Genomic DNA, 17,297 nt, shown 5'->3' with positions numbered 1-17,297 from the left:
AACGATTGATCATAAAAATCTTGTGCTTAGACCAAAAGGTGATCAGCAGTTTTCACACAGCCTGAGCGAAAAGCAGAAATTCAACACCGCACCATACTCCCTTACGAATGCCCGCTTTTACTGCAAAACCGGAAATTAAGCCCAGTTTTTTAAAACGATATTAACGGTCTATAGGGATAATTGTCCTTGATGAATGTTGATCCGATGGTATGCATATAAACTCGGGTTGTCTGCAAATCCTTAACTTCTCTTGAACCTGCCTGATGCTTTTTAGGAAAGATGATCTAGTCATGTAAGCCCCTTAACAGGCTTCTCAAGTTATTGATTTTTATTAAGCGTAGGTATAAGGTGCTTGACCTTTCGGATAGTTACTGAGAGGTCTACATCATAACTATTGAACTTCATGGAGCTAAAATGGCCGACTGGATATTTAGAGGAAATAGAGAAGACTTTGAAATAGATACCTACCTTAGAAACTTCGACTATATCTACTGGGCTGTTAAGCATCAGAAGCATCAATCTGAAATGCAAGTTGGTGACAGAGTTTTTATATGGCGTTCCAAGGGTAAATCAAAAGATCCATATGGGATAGTTGCATATGGAGAAATAATTGAGGCACCTGTTAATAAGAGAGAAGTCCGTCACCCTGAATTTTTACTTGAAGAATACTGGGATAAAAGAGAGGTTTCTGAGATCAAAGTTGGAATAAAGATCAAGGAGACTCGACTTGATATTGAAAAAGGGTTAGTTGAATCGGGTCTGTTACTCAGAGATAACGAGTTATCAAAGATGCAGCTTCTAACTGCTAGGCAAGGTACAAATTTCAGATTATCAATTAACGAATTTTCCAAAATATGGTCTTTGTGGCGCGGAGAAACATTAGACTTAGAAGATGACGAGTATGCAACAGATGAAAGCAAAACTCGGCTCAGAACTCACAAAGTAAGAGAGCGTGACAGCCTGCTAGTCAAAAAAGCAAAAGAGAGATTTATAAAGGAGCATGGCGCTTTATTTTGTGAGGTATGTGGATATGATTTTCTTCCAAAGTACGGTTTTAGTTATGCAGAAGCACACCACAAGAAACCATTGAGCAAAATAAAGGCCGGCGAAAAAACTAAGGAATCTGACCTTGCTATTGTATGCGCAAACTGTCATCGAGCAGTGCATCGTATAGAGTCTGATGATCCATGGTCTGACCTTTTAAATATTCATGGCAAGTTATAACAAACGCATTGTAGTACTGGGAATACGCAGCGCTTTTACCCAACCGCAAATGCTAACGTTATATATATTCGGAGGTTCTATGAGAACACATAAATATCAGAGAAAAAATGAGTCAAATGGAGCCTTATATCACTTTTTCGAGTTAATTAATGCTGTTCGGGTTGTTAGAATATTTGATGGTAAAGAGTTCGAGCACACCTTCTCGAAAGGGGATTTTGTTCAAGGGTGAACTTTGAAATATTTTGATTTTGATACGGCTATAGAAAAAGGTCATGCTGTTTATGTGACTAGTGAAGAGTTTCCATCGTCCAATGCTCAAAGTCTAGCTGCACAAATAGACTTTATTTACGGTAACAGTATTGAAAATAATTCGTCTCTAGAGACTGATATAAATGAAATTATTTCAAACCCAAATACCACAGTTACTGAGAAAGAAAGTTTGATAAAATCTAGGTTAGGTCAGGGGGAATTTCGCCAGAAACTGTTCGATATGTGGGGTAGATGTGCCGTTACAGGTTGTGAAGTTAAAGAACTACTTGTAGCGAGTCATATTATTCCATGGAGTGTTTCTGAAGCTCATAGATTAAACTGTACTCTTACAACGGTTTTCTTCTTGTTGCACACCTAGATAAAGCATTTGATTCAGGGCTTATTAGTTTTGACTCTGCGGGAAATATTATGATCTCATCAAAATTTAAAGACTGTGAATCCATTGGTATACATTCAGGTATGTGTATTAAGTTGAAACCAGAGCATAATAAGTTTCTTGAGTATCATAGACTTACTGTTTTCAAAAGAACATAACAAACGGTTCAAGAGAGTCAAACAACACGCGGCATTTTTATCATGCGTTGGTTTGTTTGACTACAGTGTTTTCGGATGGATGCCAGTCGCTTTGGCTGCCCCTTAAGAGGGCATTCTGCTAGCACCTAAAAGCAGACTTTAATGCCTGTATAGTAAAATGACTGCTATTGGCACATTGTGAAGATTCGCACAGCAACGAATCTCTCCGTTAATCGTTGAGCTTGTGATGAATATCATCATGCTCTTCAATCAACTTTGCCAAAGCCTCAAACTCGTCACCTTCTGGTGTACCTGGTTCAGCTTCAAGAAGTTGCTCAATCGCGTTTAATGCCGCGGCATATTCCTGCTCGTTTTTAATTGGTGGTCTTATCATCTTGATGATTTTTCTCTACTAATCAATTTGCTTGGGATCTCGCCTGCACAACGCATTTAACGCTGTCCCGCATGGAGACTATGTAATCTAGGGTATCTGCGACTAACAAATACCCTACCCTATGTTAAATTCGCAGCCGTTAGTTACGCTTTGCGAGTCGACTATCAACCTCAATACATGTTTTGAATAGATTACAAACAATCTGACATATATCGTTGAGATAATACTCGATATCTAGTGCTAGAAAACTTACTAGCACTAATTGCTCTCCCTCTATCTCAGGCATAACCATCATGTTTTTAAATTCGTCCTGAATCAAAGGCGCCAAAGCCTTATGATGCTCGGTATAGGTCATCATAAATCCTATAAAACGTGTCTCACCGCTGGGTGATGTCCAACAACCAGGCGTCATGCTGTAGGCTGTTAACTGACCAAAGGGTAATGGCAACTCCAGCATAATGCCAACATCAGGATGGGGCGTAACAGGGCTGAAATATAAATCCTCGTTTGCCATCATCAGCAGCGAAAATACCTTGGGACTCATCCCATTTATCGGCTCCTCGCAGGGGTCATCACCACCAATCACGCCGGTTCTGGCGCCTTTATGCTCTAGGTATAAATGATTACTGAAATTTTTCATTTCATTAAAGTGGCAAAAATCGGTTAGGTCAAAAATCTCTCGGTCATCATGTTGCATTATTGGAATGTTCATGTTGTCCTCCGCATGTTGAATGAACCTGACTAGCAAAACACACTTTTATTTTGACGCCACAAAACGGTAGAACACTTAAAAAGACATGAATTGCCGCATCCCTCTTGGAATTAACTGTTAGAAACGACGCAGATACTTCATAAAAGGAACATGTTGACTAAGCATTTCACGTTAGCGAGGTGTGAAGGCTTTCGGGTGGTAGGTGGATATTTTAGTGCTCCGTGTTATAAGAAATTAGGCGAGCAACTCAGATCACGAAGGATATCGCCATGAACTTTCGGTCATTGCTCCAGTGCATTGTGCGAAACATGGCGATTGTTGGATTTATCGACTATAAACGTGATATGACGCCTATCACATAGCGTCATTGCTGAGCTAAAATACCTTTAATATGATTAATTTCGATGGTGCGGTGATGGATTTAGTGACACTTCTATTATGTATTGGCACAGCCATTTTGGTGTTAGCTGGCTTTTTGTGGTATCGGGCTTACCGCTTCGTCAAAGAGCAAATTAAGTAACACCACGCCCCTACAATAGCCATGCAACGCGCTCTTCTCGCACTACCTTTAAGCCAATTTGGCTAACAATTATTCGCCAAGCGTAAGGCTTATCACTCTGCTTAAATTTCCTGCCGATGCGATTTGTTCATCCGTTAACGTCTGATCGGCATGCTTCTGCATCCTTATTGCTGAGCAGTCTTTATCCCGCTCACACACCAAAATATCCCCAACCGCAAATCCTAACTCAGCACAGAGTGTATCTGGCAGGGGGAGCAAGTTACCCTGGATGATTTTAACGGTGTAGCTCATAGTATTCCTCTTTGTAACAGCATTAACATTCTGATCGTAGCTCAAATGTTGTTTCTAGCAACAAATGCCAAGCGTAAACAGTGGCTAGCTGATAGCGGGCAAATCTGACCATTTTGTGGTGTATTGCGGGCGAAAGCATCGCGCGCTTCATACTCCATACCTGAGATGCGCCTTGACTTGCAAACCACACCTTGCTGCCCGTTTTGGCATTGATGGCATCAATCACGGTCATCAATTACTGAAAGTTTACTGCAAATCCACCACACTTCGCCAATAGGCAGAAGTGCCATCAGTGTGCGTTGCACGTGAAGGTAAAAAATTGATATGGGCTATGTCTATGCTAGGAAATTGCCTAGCATTCATCGTTGTCACTATCTTTGATCTTTTCCTGTTGCTTCTCCCGCTTTTCCAGCTCAATCGCATGGTAAAACGCCAAATCATATAAACGAACGAAGCGGCAATAGTTAACAGCATCGCGATTTCATAAACGCTTAGCATTTTTCTTTTCCTTCTTGGATTTTCGTTGTATTAACTCCAACGCCCGATTTTTCCGCTGCTCTTCCTTGTATAGCGCAGCAAAATAGGCTGCAAGTAGCGTCATACCGATTGCCATAAAGGCAAAGAATGCAATAATCAATGAGACGGTTGTCATGCTCATAAAGCCTCCAAATGTGTTTTGAATCGAACTGACAAATTGAGTTTTAAGCATGTTGCCATGCTTTAGCATTCACGCCACAAATCAGAATTGAGAAAATGCCGATCGGCATAAACCCGCTAAAACCCGCAACATCTGCATTACAAGTGTTTTATTTGTAACTGGAATTAGAGAAAGCTTAATCCGTCATGCTCGCTTTTTAAAATCGACTATTGATTGCACGGTACTTATAAGGTTGGCTTGACTTGATTTATCTACTCTTAGATTACGACTGCTCGAAAGTAACAGCGAGAAAATACAGATACTTTAGATACGTTCATTACTCGCACATACCTCAAATTCGAAAAATTGGTGCTAAGCGAAAGGCAGCCACTTTCCCCAAGCACCCATCATCAAACTAATCAAACCCAAGATTCATTTGTTTCAAATTAAATGATTTCAGATAAAATTTACCGTCTACCTCTTCAACACTATACTCACCATATAAGATTTTTTCTGAATAGCGCGCTTTCATGATATGAATATTCTGCTCCAATTTGCAAAAAGCTTTAATTTTTTGGTACTTTTGTTTCTTGTGCGGATCGGGAGTGATTAGAATGCAAAGATCATTGTAATCAAAAATCTCCAGAGTTCCAAAACCCTGAAGGGGGGCTTCACAGAGCGCTCGTTCTTTTCGAAAAATCGTTGCATCCAATTGCTCAAATGCAATGGTCTCATCAGCAATTTGCAAACTTTGAACTTCATTCAAATTACGCAAACAGTCAAATATTTTTTTAAAATTAGGGCTAAAACTAACGTCATCGCCTGAAATTTTCTCATTCAAAATGCTGTTATATTCGTCGTTAAATTCAATCACAGCTGATTTTAGCTGTTCAATAACCTCCTGCTCAGCCGGAATATTTAATGTACCTTCATCTAAAATATCAGCATAGATATTCACATTAAGGAGATCATCCAACAATATAATTATTGCAACATTACTCACACCTTTGCTTTTTAGCAGGTCAGCATAAATCTTTTGGTGTGTAGTTATTGAATTTAAAACAGTCATCATTTCACGTGGCTGAAAATGTCCAAAACTAAGGTGCTGCTTGATAGGAAACGTGTTTAATAAAATCATTGTAATTGCCTCTTTGGTTAAACTCAAACCAGCATACAACGCAAATCAACCACTCAATTTTGGTAGAGCACCCTATTTTCACGTGTCTGTGAAAATAGTTTGTTATATAAAAATTATTTATTAATATTCAAAGACTTAATGTAACGCAAACGGCATACATTTCGTCTGAGATATCATCTGATTTTATTTGACAACGATAAAATCCGCCATTTTGGCTAGATTTTCCCATTTTTCTGACACCCTTTTTCAGTAGTTCGAACCCTAAACCAGCCTGTTGGAGAGCGGCTAACCTACATAATTTGTTTTCTGTTATAAAAAATCCGTTATTGCCTGCATAAGCATCGAGAAGAAGTTCGATAGCCATTTCCCCCTGGTCAAAAGAGAAATTTTTTTCAGCTAAATGTGTCAATAATTCAATAATTTTTGGCTCAGAAAGAGTGTTTCTGACCCGACTCGCCATGTGGCGATTTGCTATAAGTACCCCAGAAGTTGAGACCAAATCAAATGGCGCAGCATGAGGTCTGTGTTGAAATAACTGAAACAATCGTTTCATCAACAACGAGGACTCGTGTTCCTCAGGTTTTTCAGCAAATGCTAAAACTCTGAGCTGTGCCAATCCATTAAACCACTGTTCTAATTGATTATTGAACAGATCTTTTTCAGATAGCGCAGCAACTGACTTTTCTTTTACCTGTAATATCTGAGGTAACTGCCAGGATGTTCGCATTATCCGTTGCATTAAACTAATTGGCGTTGAGATCTCTGTACGCGCTGATATTTGGCGGGTATTCTGTTCGGAGGTATCTAACCAGCCACCCAAATTTTTGTGCGTGACGAACCGGTTATTTTCAGCGTAATAGCACTGATATTCTAAATTTAGAAGCGGTAACTCATGCACATAATGACATAGAGTGGTCAGGGGTGAGCCATGGCCCATCGCCAACGCGAGCGTCGCGAGAAATTTATGTCCCTGACCAGAAGATTTACCCGTTGTGGCTAACAACCAAAATTTTAGGAACTCAATTGGCGACTGTCGACACCAGCTGCTGACAGCTATACTCAGTAGGCTCTTTTCTGGAATACTACCAACCCAACACATATAAGTAGCAAACGAATGCCGACAATCATGTAATCTGGCATTTTCGTTTTGTATAACAGTAACAATTGCCTCCGTAACGCGGGCACAAAACTCTGCAAACTCACTGTCTGAGACATTAAACACCCTCGCCTTAGGACTGGAATCGAGCCGTTTTGAAAACGCCAGCAGCTGAGAAATAATCTCTCGTTCAGTCTGATTCAATAGTAAATTGGCAGGAATTCGCCGGTTAGCATTGATAGTTTTTAATCGGTAGTGTTTGTTTGTAAACACATATAGCAAACCATCCCCCGACTCTAAATCGTGATGCTGGCGGTTTTTTATTTCTGAGCGCCTCATACCACAGCGATAAGCGAGAATAAAAATCACAGATTGTGATAATCGCGTCCGTTCATCTGAATAGGGATCATTGCGCAACAACACCAAAATCTGTTCATAGTCCGATGTCGTCAAAATATTCCCGTAACGTTTTTCGTCTTTTTTTAGAATGTTCGGCTCAATTTCAAACCAATTAATTTCAGGTAGATAGAAATGTTTTTCAACACAACGATGCAAATCACTCAACATTTCTGCATGTCGGGGACGGGTTGCCAGTTCGCGACAATCCAGCACACTGATGTAAAAATCAGATAATTCATCCTCATCAAATTCGAGAATTTTTTGCTCCTGCGCAACATCAAGAAGTGGCACGCAAATCTTTGAAAAATATGTTTGAATAGTTTCCATACTGATATTTTTACGACGCCGACCTGGGCGATTGCCCACGTCCACCATGAACAGCAACACAGCGATAGCGGCATCGGACAAATGCTCTGATTTGGTCAGCAAATCACTAATCTTGATGCTACTACTCTTGACGAATTCCGCCCAGATGTGCGGAACAATCGTCTTTATGGTCAACCCCTTTGCTAGTGAGGCACGTTTTGAACGAACATTCTTTAAGAAGCCATTAAAAAATTTTCGCTCATTGAGTAATTCAACCGACTGGGCAGAGCGCCGTTTAATATAGTTTGCAGATTGTCTAGGTGCAGATAACTGTCTTTTTTCCGGTAATACCCCGGGCGTGAGAAGACGAGCCAATGCAGACTGTGACAATGGATTTGTCTGTATTTTGTTCAGCCTAAACGAACGTATCAGCGCTGGCTCGGTCGACTGGTTATCGTAAAATGCGATATAACGACTGAATTCTGAAAATGATGAGAAAACTTCAACGGGTAACTCTAAACCCACTTTTTGTATTACTGCCTGAGCGAATTTTAGAAAACGTTTCTCTGAAAATGGTTGTTCAGAAAAATACGGATGACGTTTTATCAGTCCCAGTGTCAAAGGATCAATGTAAACCCTGAAAATATTTTCATTTTTTCGATAATCAAAAAAATGTAACCCATTCAGGGTAAAACGCTCAGATTGTAGCGAAGTAATAAAATCCGTTGTCGGAAAGTGTATAGCGCTTTGGACCAACAAATTCAGAACAACTTCATAAACCGCCTCTTTCGGATCTAAGACAAATTCAGGATGAATAATCCGCTCGCAGAGTCTCTCATGTAGCGCTCTGACTCGCCTACCCTCGTAAAAAAATCGCGTATCCAAGGCAACTAATGATTCAGAAAGCGGCATCCGCCAATGTTGCGACTGAGGCTCTTCATTATTGATGGCTAAACGTTCGATTTTTCTATTGATAATTTTAACGCATGCAACCGAGTCATCATGATTTCCCAAGCCAAGTGCCTTATCTAGAGCGATATCCATGAATTCGTCGATATGATCCAATATGGATTCACCAGGCTCAAGCGTCTGACTAAACCGGCCAAAAATATCTTTCACCCATTTTACGCGCTCACGAAAAGACATTCGTTTTACACTTAAGTACGCGGGGATATACGCGGATGAAGAATTAAACGGTGGTAATGCAGCTAGCCCTCGCTGAGAAGGCGCCTCCCAAATTTGAATATTAAGCGGTGACATTGCATCGTTAATATGTTGTCGGCACGCACTGATATCCGTCAGTGTCAGTGTCGATGTTAAACTATACGGATGCTCACCCTCACCTACATGCCCCAGGATCCAATTTACTGCGTCGACGCTCAGTACTTCACTTAATCTTGAGCATAATCGATGCCTTAAAAAATTCAGTGGCAGATTAAGCCCTGCATTTACAAAATAGAGGCGAATATCCTCACTTGAAACGGCTCTGACCTCTCTGCCTTTAATAATACTGAGAAAAGGCGTGTCGATATCATCCTGCTTCCACACACCTTTTTTCAGCAGAGCTACCTTTAAGTGGTGGTCGTCCAATTTCGCAGCTAACGCCCGACAGGTTTTTGCATAATTAACCAAAGCCGCTATACCGATATCGGCAATCGGCACAAAACGAATTGCGGCATCCTCGTGCTGTGTTTTATCCGATAAAATCATCATATCGAGTTCAAGGTTGAACAACGCCGGCTCGAATTGATATTCCGTGCGGTTGCGATGCCCGGTACACGCCAGCAAAATAACTGTTGTATAGCACGTTAGAGCATTTAAAAACGCAATCACTCCCTGCTCTGTTTGGCTACGTTGAACAAAAAGCTCAGTTAGGTTTTTAAAAGAACGTCTAAAAAAATCGGCCAACTGAGCGTCATCTACTGCAATATAACTACCGGTGTAAATTTGTTCAGCATCAGGTCGGTGCTCAGGCATTGCCGGATATAAACCAAGTTCCTCCAAACAATCCGAGTAAGACTGTTGTAACTGATGAAGTGATACGCTTTTATAATAAAGGGGGGTTGGCGTTAATGGCTCTGTTGTAGCCAGAACTAATGCGGCATATCCCGGGTCCGTTTTCAGTGCCAACTTTTGAAACAAACTGAGGCGGATTTGAGCTAAGGTATTTCGCCTCGGAATGCTCGCCATAATTTTTTTGAGGTAAGCCAGCAGCTGCTGCTCCTCGACGTCAACTTCGCGAAGAAGCTGGCTCCATTCAGTGATAGTCGATACTGATTTTTGTAAGAATGTAACTAACACCTTAGGTAGTGGCAAATCCGCATAATCGCTATGCTCAAATAAAATCGGATGATGGTGACTGGGTTTTACTGCATTTGGCATAACGATGCTCTTACGTCTCCAGATCCCATGCGTAATATCAATGCCTTCAGTGTCAGGGGCTAAATTGTGCCCTAGCGTAAAATTATTAATGTCATCCAAATTGCGTGCAGTCAGAAAGATCAGAAGTAACGTTGCAGCACAAAGGGCTTCTTTCTCGTTTACTACTTGCAAGGAATTGATGCAACCACTGATAAAAATCGCTAATTCATTCTCTGTTAAAACGTTCGTACGAAGCGAAAGCAGCAGTCGTTCCTGGGTACGCAGTCGATTGCCATACAGCAAGCTTTGTTCAGCCGTCTCAAGACTGACCGGATGTTCAGGATCTGCCGAAAATTCAAAAAATTCATCGATTGACTCGTCTACTTCAACAACCTGCTCAGGCTTGATACGTAAATATCGGGTCGATTTACCAGGTATGTTATTTATTTTTTCAACGTCAAATTGTTTTTCGGTTGTTTTTGCTGAACCAGTAACACCAATTAAGAGACTTAAATTGTGCTCTTTTTTGTTTGGCTGAGCGCGAATAGGTGCAATGACGCGTGTTGAAATCCAATAAATAAATGGCTTCGGAATTCTCCAAATCTGCTCATTCTTATCAGATAAAAGAGTGATAAAACGTTCAAGATCTGAATAAACCTCTTTATTGATAACGTAATTTTTTGAGCTAGTGTTTTTAAAGTGTCGGCGTATTTCAGTAACCATGTTACCTAAGTTACCTAATGTTGATTGAGCCCCCTCTTGTGACCTTAGCTGCTCTAACGAATACCTCAGTGCAAAAATTTTTAGGACAGCGTAGATTTCAGATACAAAGCCAACACTCTCATGGTGGGGTAACAACAGAAAAACTGCGAGTGGAAAAGTATCATACAAGCCCCTCACATTATTTGAGTGTCGCTTTATACTTTTAAGCGCAGTGGCAAGGTTTGAAATAATCAGTTTTTCTTCAATAAAATACTGTTCATTCGCAAACCAGATAAAACATGATGCGCGCTGGTATTCAACTTGCAAAGCTTCAACTGCAAGACGCAGGTGGAGATAGCTGGGGGGTAAGCGCAGGGCAGCAATAAAATTCAAATAGAGCGCTTCGTCAAGATTATGCTCTCGACAGTAGTCAATCACTGTTTTTATTACCGCTTTATCGTGCATAGCTATCACCCAGAAAACTCACTAAATAAACATAGTAAATCAATAATATAAATCAAATAAAAAGTGACAATTTTATTTTATTGAGTCAGAACCGACAGCAATTTCAGTTTCAGCATCAGTTATTCAGAGAGTATCCTACTTACAAAAATGTATGCCATTCACTGGTTGCGCTTTAACCGCAATGATTAGTAGCGAAGTCAATCCTGCATCGGGGTTCACTGCAGAACAATTAGCACAAGTAGATTTTGCATAGCCATCAATCCAAAGTGAACTCCAAGAGTGGATCAGCTTAATGTTGGATTCTGGGGAAATGCGTACCACAGCAGATAAGCGCAGTTTAACAGGTGGCGCATCTAAGGAAGATTTAAGCTCTCAACCTGTGCTTCAACAAAAAATTGACCTAATCACGGCCGATTAAAATTCAAATAGAGCGTTTCATCGAGATCATTTTTTTAACAATACTCAATTAAAATCTTGATTACTGGGTTTTCTTTCACGACTGGAGCTCCCAAGTGTCAGCTAATCAAAATTTTCATAATTCAAATAATGGGTTGACGGTGAAGATAATCCAGGTTGATTAAGCCATTCACAGACAACTCTTATAAAATTTTCTGATGAAGAGCAGTTTTCTTTAGAGCTTTTTGGAGGTAATGCTTCGAGTAAATTTCGCACTGAATTAGAGTATGCTGTGTGCCAAATCTTCACTTCTTTTTCAACAATGGTGTACCTTTCAATCCATCCATTTTTCATAAATGATTCGAGAATTGAAGCAATTTCATAAGCTTTTTGAGCTGACAAATCTTTTTCTAGCCATTCTGCACGCATGCGTAGCTGTTTAGCACAAAGCTTATAAACTTCTCTCTCAGCATCAGATTTCGCAGACTTAACGCAGTGAACGCTCCAAGATGTTGCAAGTTTATAGAAATTCTCAACCAAACACTTATTCATAGTCACCTTTAGTACATTGCCATTATTAACCAAATCACGATCATCCCTTACCTCAACCTTAAAACCTTAAAACCTTAAAACCTTAAAACCTTAAAACCTTAAAACCTTAAAATAATATATCAATTAAACTTAGTATATCAACAAGATAAATCAAATAAAAAGTGACATATCCTTCTGATTTTTAGAGGGAGTTATAGCCGCATCGCTAGGAAAAACACTTTTTCCTGACAAAGATATCTTTGTATGCCACGTTAGTTATTGGCTGTAACCACGTTCAACTAATCTAGTCAGAATCACTGCAATGTCAGTGTCAGCCTTAGTCACTCAGTAGAGTATCTTACTTACAAAAAGGGATGCCATTCACCATTGAGAGCTCTTATACTCCTGACTCTATCACGTTGGTACAAAAAGCATTTAGCAGGCTGGCCAAAGAGGGTTCTGTTGTTCGAGTAGCAAAAGGGATTGATACACGGCCTCCCTCCTACAGAGCTTTCCCGCTATCAAGACAACAGCTAACAGAAGAAATTGCACTTTCATGGGGTTCGAAAGCACAACTACACCATGGTGCGCCAAGGTATTGAAGAGGCTTATCGATTAGATTTGCAAGCACAGGCACCGGTAAAAACAGTGTTTTGGAGCTACGGTCCTTCCAGAGAATTCAAGGCGGGGAATCAGCAAGTTATCATAAAACATGTAGTTGAAAGTAAACTACTATGTGTTAATAAACCTGAAGGTTCCCTGTATCGCGCACTACTTGTTATGTCTGCCGAATACTTCAGTAGTGCAACTTAAGACAGCCATAAAACGGCTTTGGGGCTTATCAGGCAATGAAATGATCACTGGTTATACGCAAGTTGAAATTGCAGCCATTACTTTCTTCCTGGCAAAACAAGTTGTCTCAACTTGAAAACGAATATCGTTGATGAAGATTCTTGAATGGCACGCTGAAATACAAACAAAACCTGCCTGTAGCATCGATAAAATAAAACGTTTTGAATATTGTCTGTGATCATGAGTCAGCTACCACCACCAATTTGTACCCCATTGCCTTATAACTTTTCTCCCTCTTAGCAAACATTCGCTGTAGCATTGGGATATCACTATCAACGTAATCATGAATTGTCACCAGAGTTTTACCATCCACTTCACGGTGGATCCTACCTGCGTACTGCGCCAGAGCTCCCTTCCAGGCGATTGGCATGGCAAGAAACAAGGTATCTAGCCTTGGTAAGTCAAAGCCTTCGCCAACATATTTTCCTGTCGCCACCACCACTTTCGCCGTAGCCAAGCGTTCATTGGCACTCTTGCGCTCAGCGGCTTTCATCGCGCCTGTTAGGATCACTGAATCAATCCCTTGCCCTTGCAGCAGCCTATTAATCTGTTGCGCATGTTCGCGTCGCTCAGTTAACACCAGTGGATGCCGACTTTCATTAACGCTTTGCAGCACATCTTCCACAATACGATTGGTGCGCGCTTCATTTTCCATAATCAACCGGTACACGTCGGTTACTTTTGGTCGATCCTCGGTCAGTAACGCGTGCTGCTCTTCAGTAGCTTGCAGCTGATGCACCTTTACTTGCTGCTCAAATTGCTCATCCGTTTGTGATTTCACTTTGTGCCTGATAGGCCCTGCCGCCATGAAAATGATTTTCTGATGACCATCTTGTCTGTCTGGCGTTGTCGTGAGCCCCAGCACATATTTCGCTCGCACCTCATTTAACACCATTTCAAAGCGCGGGGCTGAAACATGATGACATTCATCTACGATAACGTGGCCATAATCTTGTACCAGCGGCAGAACGGTGTTGTCTTTAAGATTAATTAGGCTTTGATAGGTTGCAATATCAATAACACCAGTGGGTTTTCTTTTACCACCAGAGATAATACCAATCTCAACTTCAGGTAAAAATGAGCTTAAACGCTCCCGCCACTGCTCAAGTAACTGACGGCTGTGCACCAGAATTAACGTATTGACCTTACGCTTCACGATAATACCAATCGCCGTCACCGTTTTCCCAAATGCTGTGGGAGCATTCAAAGTACCGGTATCGTGCTTGGTCATCTCCTTCACTGCAACTTTCTGATTTGGCCTGAGTGTCATCAAGGGTTTTAGGCCAACCAGCTTTTTACCTGTCATACGCTTGTCATCAATAAGCACGGCAATTTTGCTCTCAGTAAGCAAAGCAATCGCCTCATCCAGGCAACCTCTAGGCAGCGTTAGATAGCCCTGCTCCATGCGTGCACACGAAATAAATCTTGGGATACCATTAGTTGAAAAACGCAGTGCCTGAGCTTTAAAGAAGACGGGGTTAGAAAAACTGGCAAAGCGTTTAAGTCGTGCTGCCAATAAATTAGGTAGCGTACTCAGATCAAAATACACTTTGTCAGCCAGCGTCACCGACAATTGCGTTGGCGGATTGGCTAACAGTAATGGACCAAGTTTTGCGCTGGTTTCCCAGGGCGGACGACTATCAGGCACTTGCTGCTCTTTTTGCAGCAACGTATTTGAGGATAGCTGGCTGAGTAGCTGGGTTAGCTCTTGTTGTTTAAGCCGTCTAATTTGCGCCAGGTGCTGCCACTGATCAGCTATCAATTTCAGCTCTATATCAACAAATGAGCTGTTACCTGCTTGTCTAGCTTCACGCTGCAGTGGTAACGCAATTAAATTGCCAAAACCACCCTCTGGTAACACATCTTGATTCGGGAATAATCTGTCGTAGGAGTCAAACGACAGGTTAGGATAGCTTTCCATAGCTTTATCGAGCAGTGCAAACCCAAGTAATCGAGCCTCACTTGCTGGTACGCTATCTTCAAAAAAGATCCAAAGGTGTGCACCCTGTCCGGAGCGGGATATTTCAATTACATGGGGGATAGCTAATTCCAAGCAGACTTTTGCGATCGCCTTAACTTCGTTTTGCCAATGGCCTTTGTCGAAATCAACAGCCAACAAATAGCAGGTGTTGTCTTGAAGTAACGGATACAAACCAACCACGTGTTGACCTGTCAGATGGCGGTAAATAACCTGATCGTTTAACTCACTGAATTGCCGATGCTGGCAATCCATGCACTTTATACGCGGCTTATTACAAATTCCCTGTACCCATTCGTTGTTACAGGCAACTGAGTACCCTGCCCGCCCTTGTTGGTTTTGCCAACGATTGGCGAAAATATCCTGCCGCCCACGGAATAGATTACGAAAAATAGCAATCTTCTGCGTTGGGGTTAAATTTGAGCCACTATCGTCGGTTGGCGTTAACCTGAGTAAAGCTTCCTTACGACTCAATAAAGCACGTTTTTCATGCTCAATTTCAGCCAATCTGGCATCAATAGTCGCAACACTTTCGAAGTGTTTAGGCTCAGCTTGATTTGTAGACATTGCAGCCAGCTCCTTCAATACTCAGGCACGAGCACGCAATATCAGCTGATATGCTGCTGTGTTAGCAATTGAACCATTTTGAGGGCATCAGGCCAGGCTACAGGCTGAGGGTGATAAACCAAAGGCCCGATAAATCGTTTATAACGTTCAGCATATTTAGATTCCTCTAACTGGGCTAGACCAAATAGCAACTCTTTGCAGGGATCGGCCTTGAACTCCGGGTGTTGTTCACCAAATTGAGCCACGTCAGTCTCGATCACTGCATCGATTAATTGCTTAAATTCTGCCTTATTCGCTAACTCTGTTTTAATCAGATAAAGATCGTAAGCATGGCGAATTAACTGATCGTCATCCTGCCGCTCTAAATAACGGGTCGCAACAGCCGTTCGGCGTAGAAGCGAAACCAGTTTCTCAGCAGCGGTGGAGACAAGAGAAACACAGGCAAACTGCTCAACCTCTGGTACTTTCTTGGTGACATCTGCATACAACGAACTCACCGGATGGTAAGTAACAGGCTGTAATAGCTCAGACTCGGTCAGTTCTAATTGAATATGCGTCCGTAGTGCGTCACTGGAAGGGAAAGCATTAGGATAATTTAGCAGTAATTGTAAAAACCGACGTTCATTTCGAACAACTGGATCCTGGCTCTGAGTAAAAAGCCCGCTATCAAGTATTTGATTCGTGATATTTAGGTGGATGCGTTTTCTCAGTGTTCGTTGCGCAGAATTACTTAATAGCTTTGTCGCGGCGTCAGGTACCAATTTTAAATCGATATCTTCAGACATCCGGTGTGTATGTTTATACACCTTAGCCAAACAGGTACCACCAGCGAAAACTAGCTGATACCCTTCTGTGTTGGTGGAACTGAGCTGGCGTAGCAGTTGAATCAGGAAGTAATCTTTTTCGACAATCGCGGGGTTTGTGATATTGAGAAAATCTGCGACTTCAGCAAAAAGTTCAGGAGCAGGCAGCATCATGAACGCTGCTCGACCTGAAGCTGCATATTACGTAGCGAAATTTTTCGGTTAAAACGTTTTTTTACAATAACTGTGGCATTCACAGGAACCTGAGTGGTTTCACCTTTGTTATAGCGTACCAGTTCATCTGATGGCTGCCAGGCAACACCTAACCGCTCAAGTGCTTGTTCAGATACCGCCTTAAAACCACCATTAGATGCGAGCATAGGCTTACCGGTGATGCTACTGATCCGGGCTTTAGCATATAAGCCATAACCAATTTTCAGCAGCTTACCCTCTGCTACTAACTCTCGAAGTGCCCGCCCTACCTGATCATAGCCAGCCAATTGCTCAAAATCAGCGCGCAGAAAAACATCCTGCTTATTGCGACTAATTTGCTGCTCAACCAGCTGCTTTAAACTTAACTTTGGCACAAGACACCTCCGGCATTTCGTTGCTTCAGCTTAGCAAAAATACGACAAACACCCAAGCAAAAATACGACACCTTAATCAGCACTTCGTTAACGATGCTTTTTAACGGTAGACTACGCAATTTATAGGATAAAAATCAGACTGCTAACCGGCCAAAGAACATTTCTCTTGTGGCATACAGCAGGAAATAAAACAGAGCCAATTTGGTACATAGACTTTGCTTTAAGTAACGTCTTTGCATGTTAGCATCAGGACTAAAGGTCAAATTTACAAAAACTCACCAAATCGGTTGTGACAAATGCCGTGACAAAATAAAAATAAAAGTGACAACAAAAACAGCCAAATCAGAACAACTCAGAAAGACAAAGTCACTTTTTACATAATTTAAAATATTGATTACTATATGCTTTGTTAAAATAACTTCAAAAATGTCAATCAACAACACTGGCAATTAACTGTAATTTTTATTCTCATAACCCGAAGATCCGGCTCCCGCAACCAAATCTACACAACGCATTGCAAATAAACAGATTATCTCTACTGCTCGGGGATAATTC

13 protein-coding genes are annotated in these 17,297 nt (G+C 41.4%); 2 read left to right on the top strand and 11 right to left on the bottom strand.

What is annotated here, in order from left to right; all coding sequences use genetic code 11:
- Positions 1 to 414: 414 nt before the first annotated feature.
- Together IE163_RS16885 and IE163_RS16880 are read left to right on the top strand one after the other, a co-directional pair.
- Positions 415 to 1,224, top strand: a complete 810-nt coding sequence (locus IE163_RS16885; RefSeq protein ID WP_189434173.1) for an EVE domain-containing protein — start codon at positions 415 to 417, stop codon at positions 1,222 to 1,224.
- A 232-nt stretch (positions 1,225 to 1,456) separates the two neighbouring features.
- Complete coding sequence (locus IE163_RS16880) at positions 1,457 to 1,852, top strand: HNH endonuclease signature motif containing protein (RefSeq protein WP_189434172.1); 396 nt, start codon at positions 1,457 to 1,459, stop codon at positions 1,850 to 1,852.
- A gap of 384 nt (positions 1,853 to 2,236) precedes the next feature.
- On the opposite strand, the gene IE163_RS16875 is transcribed toward IE163_RS16880, so the two are convergent.
- From IE163_RS16875 to IE163_RS16825, 11 genes are all read right to left on the bottom strand, one after another.
- Positions 2,237 to 2,401, bottom strand: a complete 165-nt coding sequence (locus IE163_RS16875) for a hypothetical protein (RefSeq protein ID WP_189434171.1) — start codon at positions 2,399 to 2,401, stop codon at positions 2,237 to 2,239.
- Positions 2,402 to 2,540: 139 nt separating this feature from the next.
- Positions 2,541 to 3,113 carry a hypothetical protein gene (locus tag IE163_RS16870; protein ID WP_189434170.1) on the bottom strand — a complete coding sequence of 191 codons (573 nt, stop codon included), beginning with the start codon at positions 3,111 to 3,113 and terminating at the stop codon, positions 2,541 to 2,543.
- Between the two features lie 589 nt (positions 3,114 to 3,702).
- Positions 3,703 to 3,924: a hypothetical protein gene (locus tag IE163_RS16865; RefSeq protein ID WP_189434169.1), complete on the bottom strand. Its 222-nt coding sequence runs from the start codon at positions 3,922 to 3,924 to the stop codon at positions 3,703 to 3,705.
- Between the two features lie 22 nt (positions 3,925 to 3,946).
- A complete protein-coding gene (locus tag IE163_RS16860; RefSeq protein WP_308430904.1) occupies positions 3,947 to 4,156 on the bottom strand; it encodes a DUF4113 domain-containing protein in 210 nt (69 codons plus the stop codon).
- Between the two features lie 249 nt (positions 4,157 to 4,405).
- Complete coding sequence (locus tag IE163_RS16855; protein WP_189434168.1) at positions 4,406 to 4,582, bottom strand: hypothetical protein; 177 nt, start codon at positions 4,580 to 4,582, stop codon at positions 4,406 to 4,408.
- 394 nt (positions 4,583 to 4,976) lie between these two features.
- Positions 4,977 to 5,699 carry a hypothetical protein gene (locus IE163_RS16850; protein ID WP_189434167.1) on the bottom strand — a complete coding sequence of 241 codons (723 nt, stop codon included), beginning with the start codon at positions 5,697 to 5,699 and terminating at the stop codon, positions 4,977 to 4,979.
- A gap of 127 nt (positions 5,700 to 5,826) precedes the next feature.
- Entirely contained in the window at positions 5,827 to 11,028 is a 5,202-nt protein-coding gene (locus IE163_RS16845; RefSeq protein ID WP_189434166.1) for a site-specific integrase, read from the bottom strand.
- A gap of 519 nt (positions 11,029 to 11,547) precedes the next feature.
- Complete coding sequence (locus IE163_RS16840) at positions 11,548 to 11,976, bottom strand: hypothetical protein (protein WP_189434165.1); 429 nt, start codon at positions 11,974 to 11,976, stop codon at positions 11,548 to 11,550.
- A gap of 1,009 nt (positions 11,977 to 12,985) precedes the next feature.
- Positions 12,986 to 15,352, bottom strand: coding sequence for a TOTE conflict system archaeo-eukaryotic primase domain-containing protein (locus tag IE163_RS16835; protein WP_189434164.1), 2,367 nt, complete (start codon positions 15,350 to 15,352; stop codon positions 12,986 to 12,988).
- A gap of 41 nt (positions 15,353 to 15,393) precedes the next feature.
- A complete protein-coding gene (locus IE163_RS16830) occupies positions 15,394 to 16,329 on the bottom strand; it encodes a nucleotidyl transferase AbiEii/AbiGii toxin family protein (RefSeq protein WP_189434163.1) in 936 nt (311 codons plus the stop codon).
- Positions 16,326 to 16,742, bottom strand: coding sequence for a type IV toxin-antitoxin system AbiEi family antitoxin domain-containing protein (locus IE163_RS16825; RefSeq protein WP_189434162.1), 417 nt, complete (start codon positions 16,740 to 16,742; stop codon positions 16,326 to 16,328). Before IE163_RS16825 ends, IE163_RS16830 begins: the two co-directional genes overlap by 4 nt.
- Positions 16,743 to 17,297: the final 555 nt, after the last annotated feature.

The sequence above is a fragment of the Alishewanella longhuensis genome (assembly GCF_014653435.1).
GTDB classification, from domain to species: domain Bacteria; phylum Pseudomonadota; class Gammaproteobacteria; order Enterobacterales; family Alteromonadaceae; genus Alishewanella; species Alishewanella longhuensis.
Note: the sequence above shows the minus strand (reverse complement) of the source record. Positions and strands in the feature narration are given on the sequence as shown.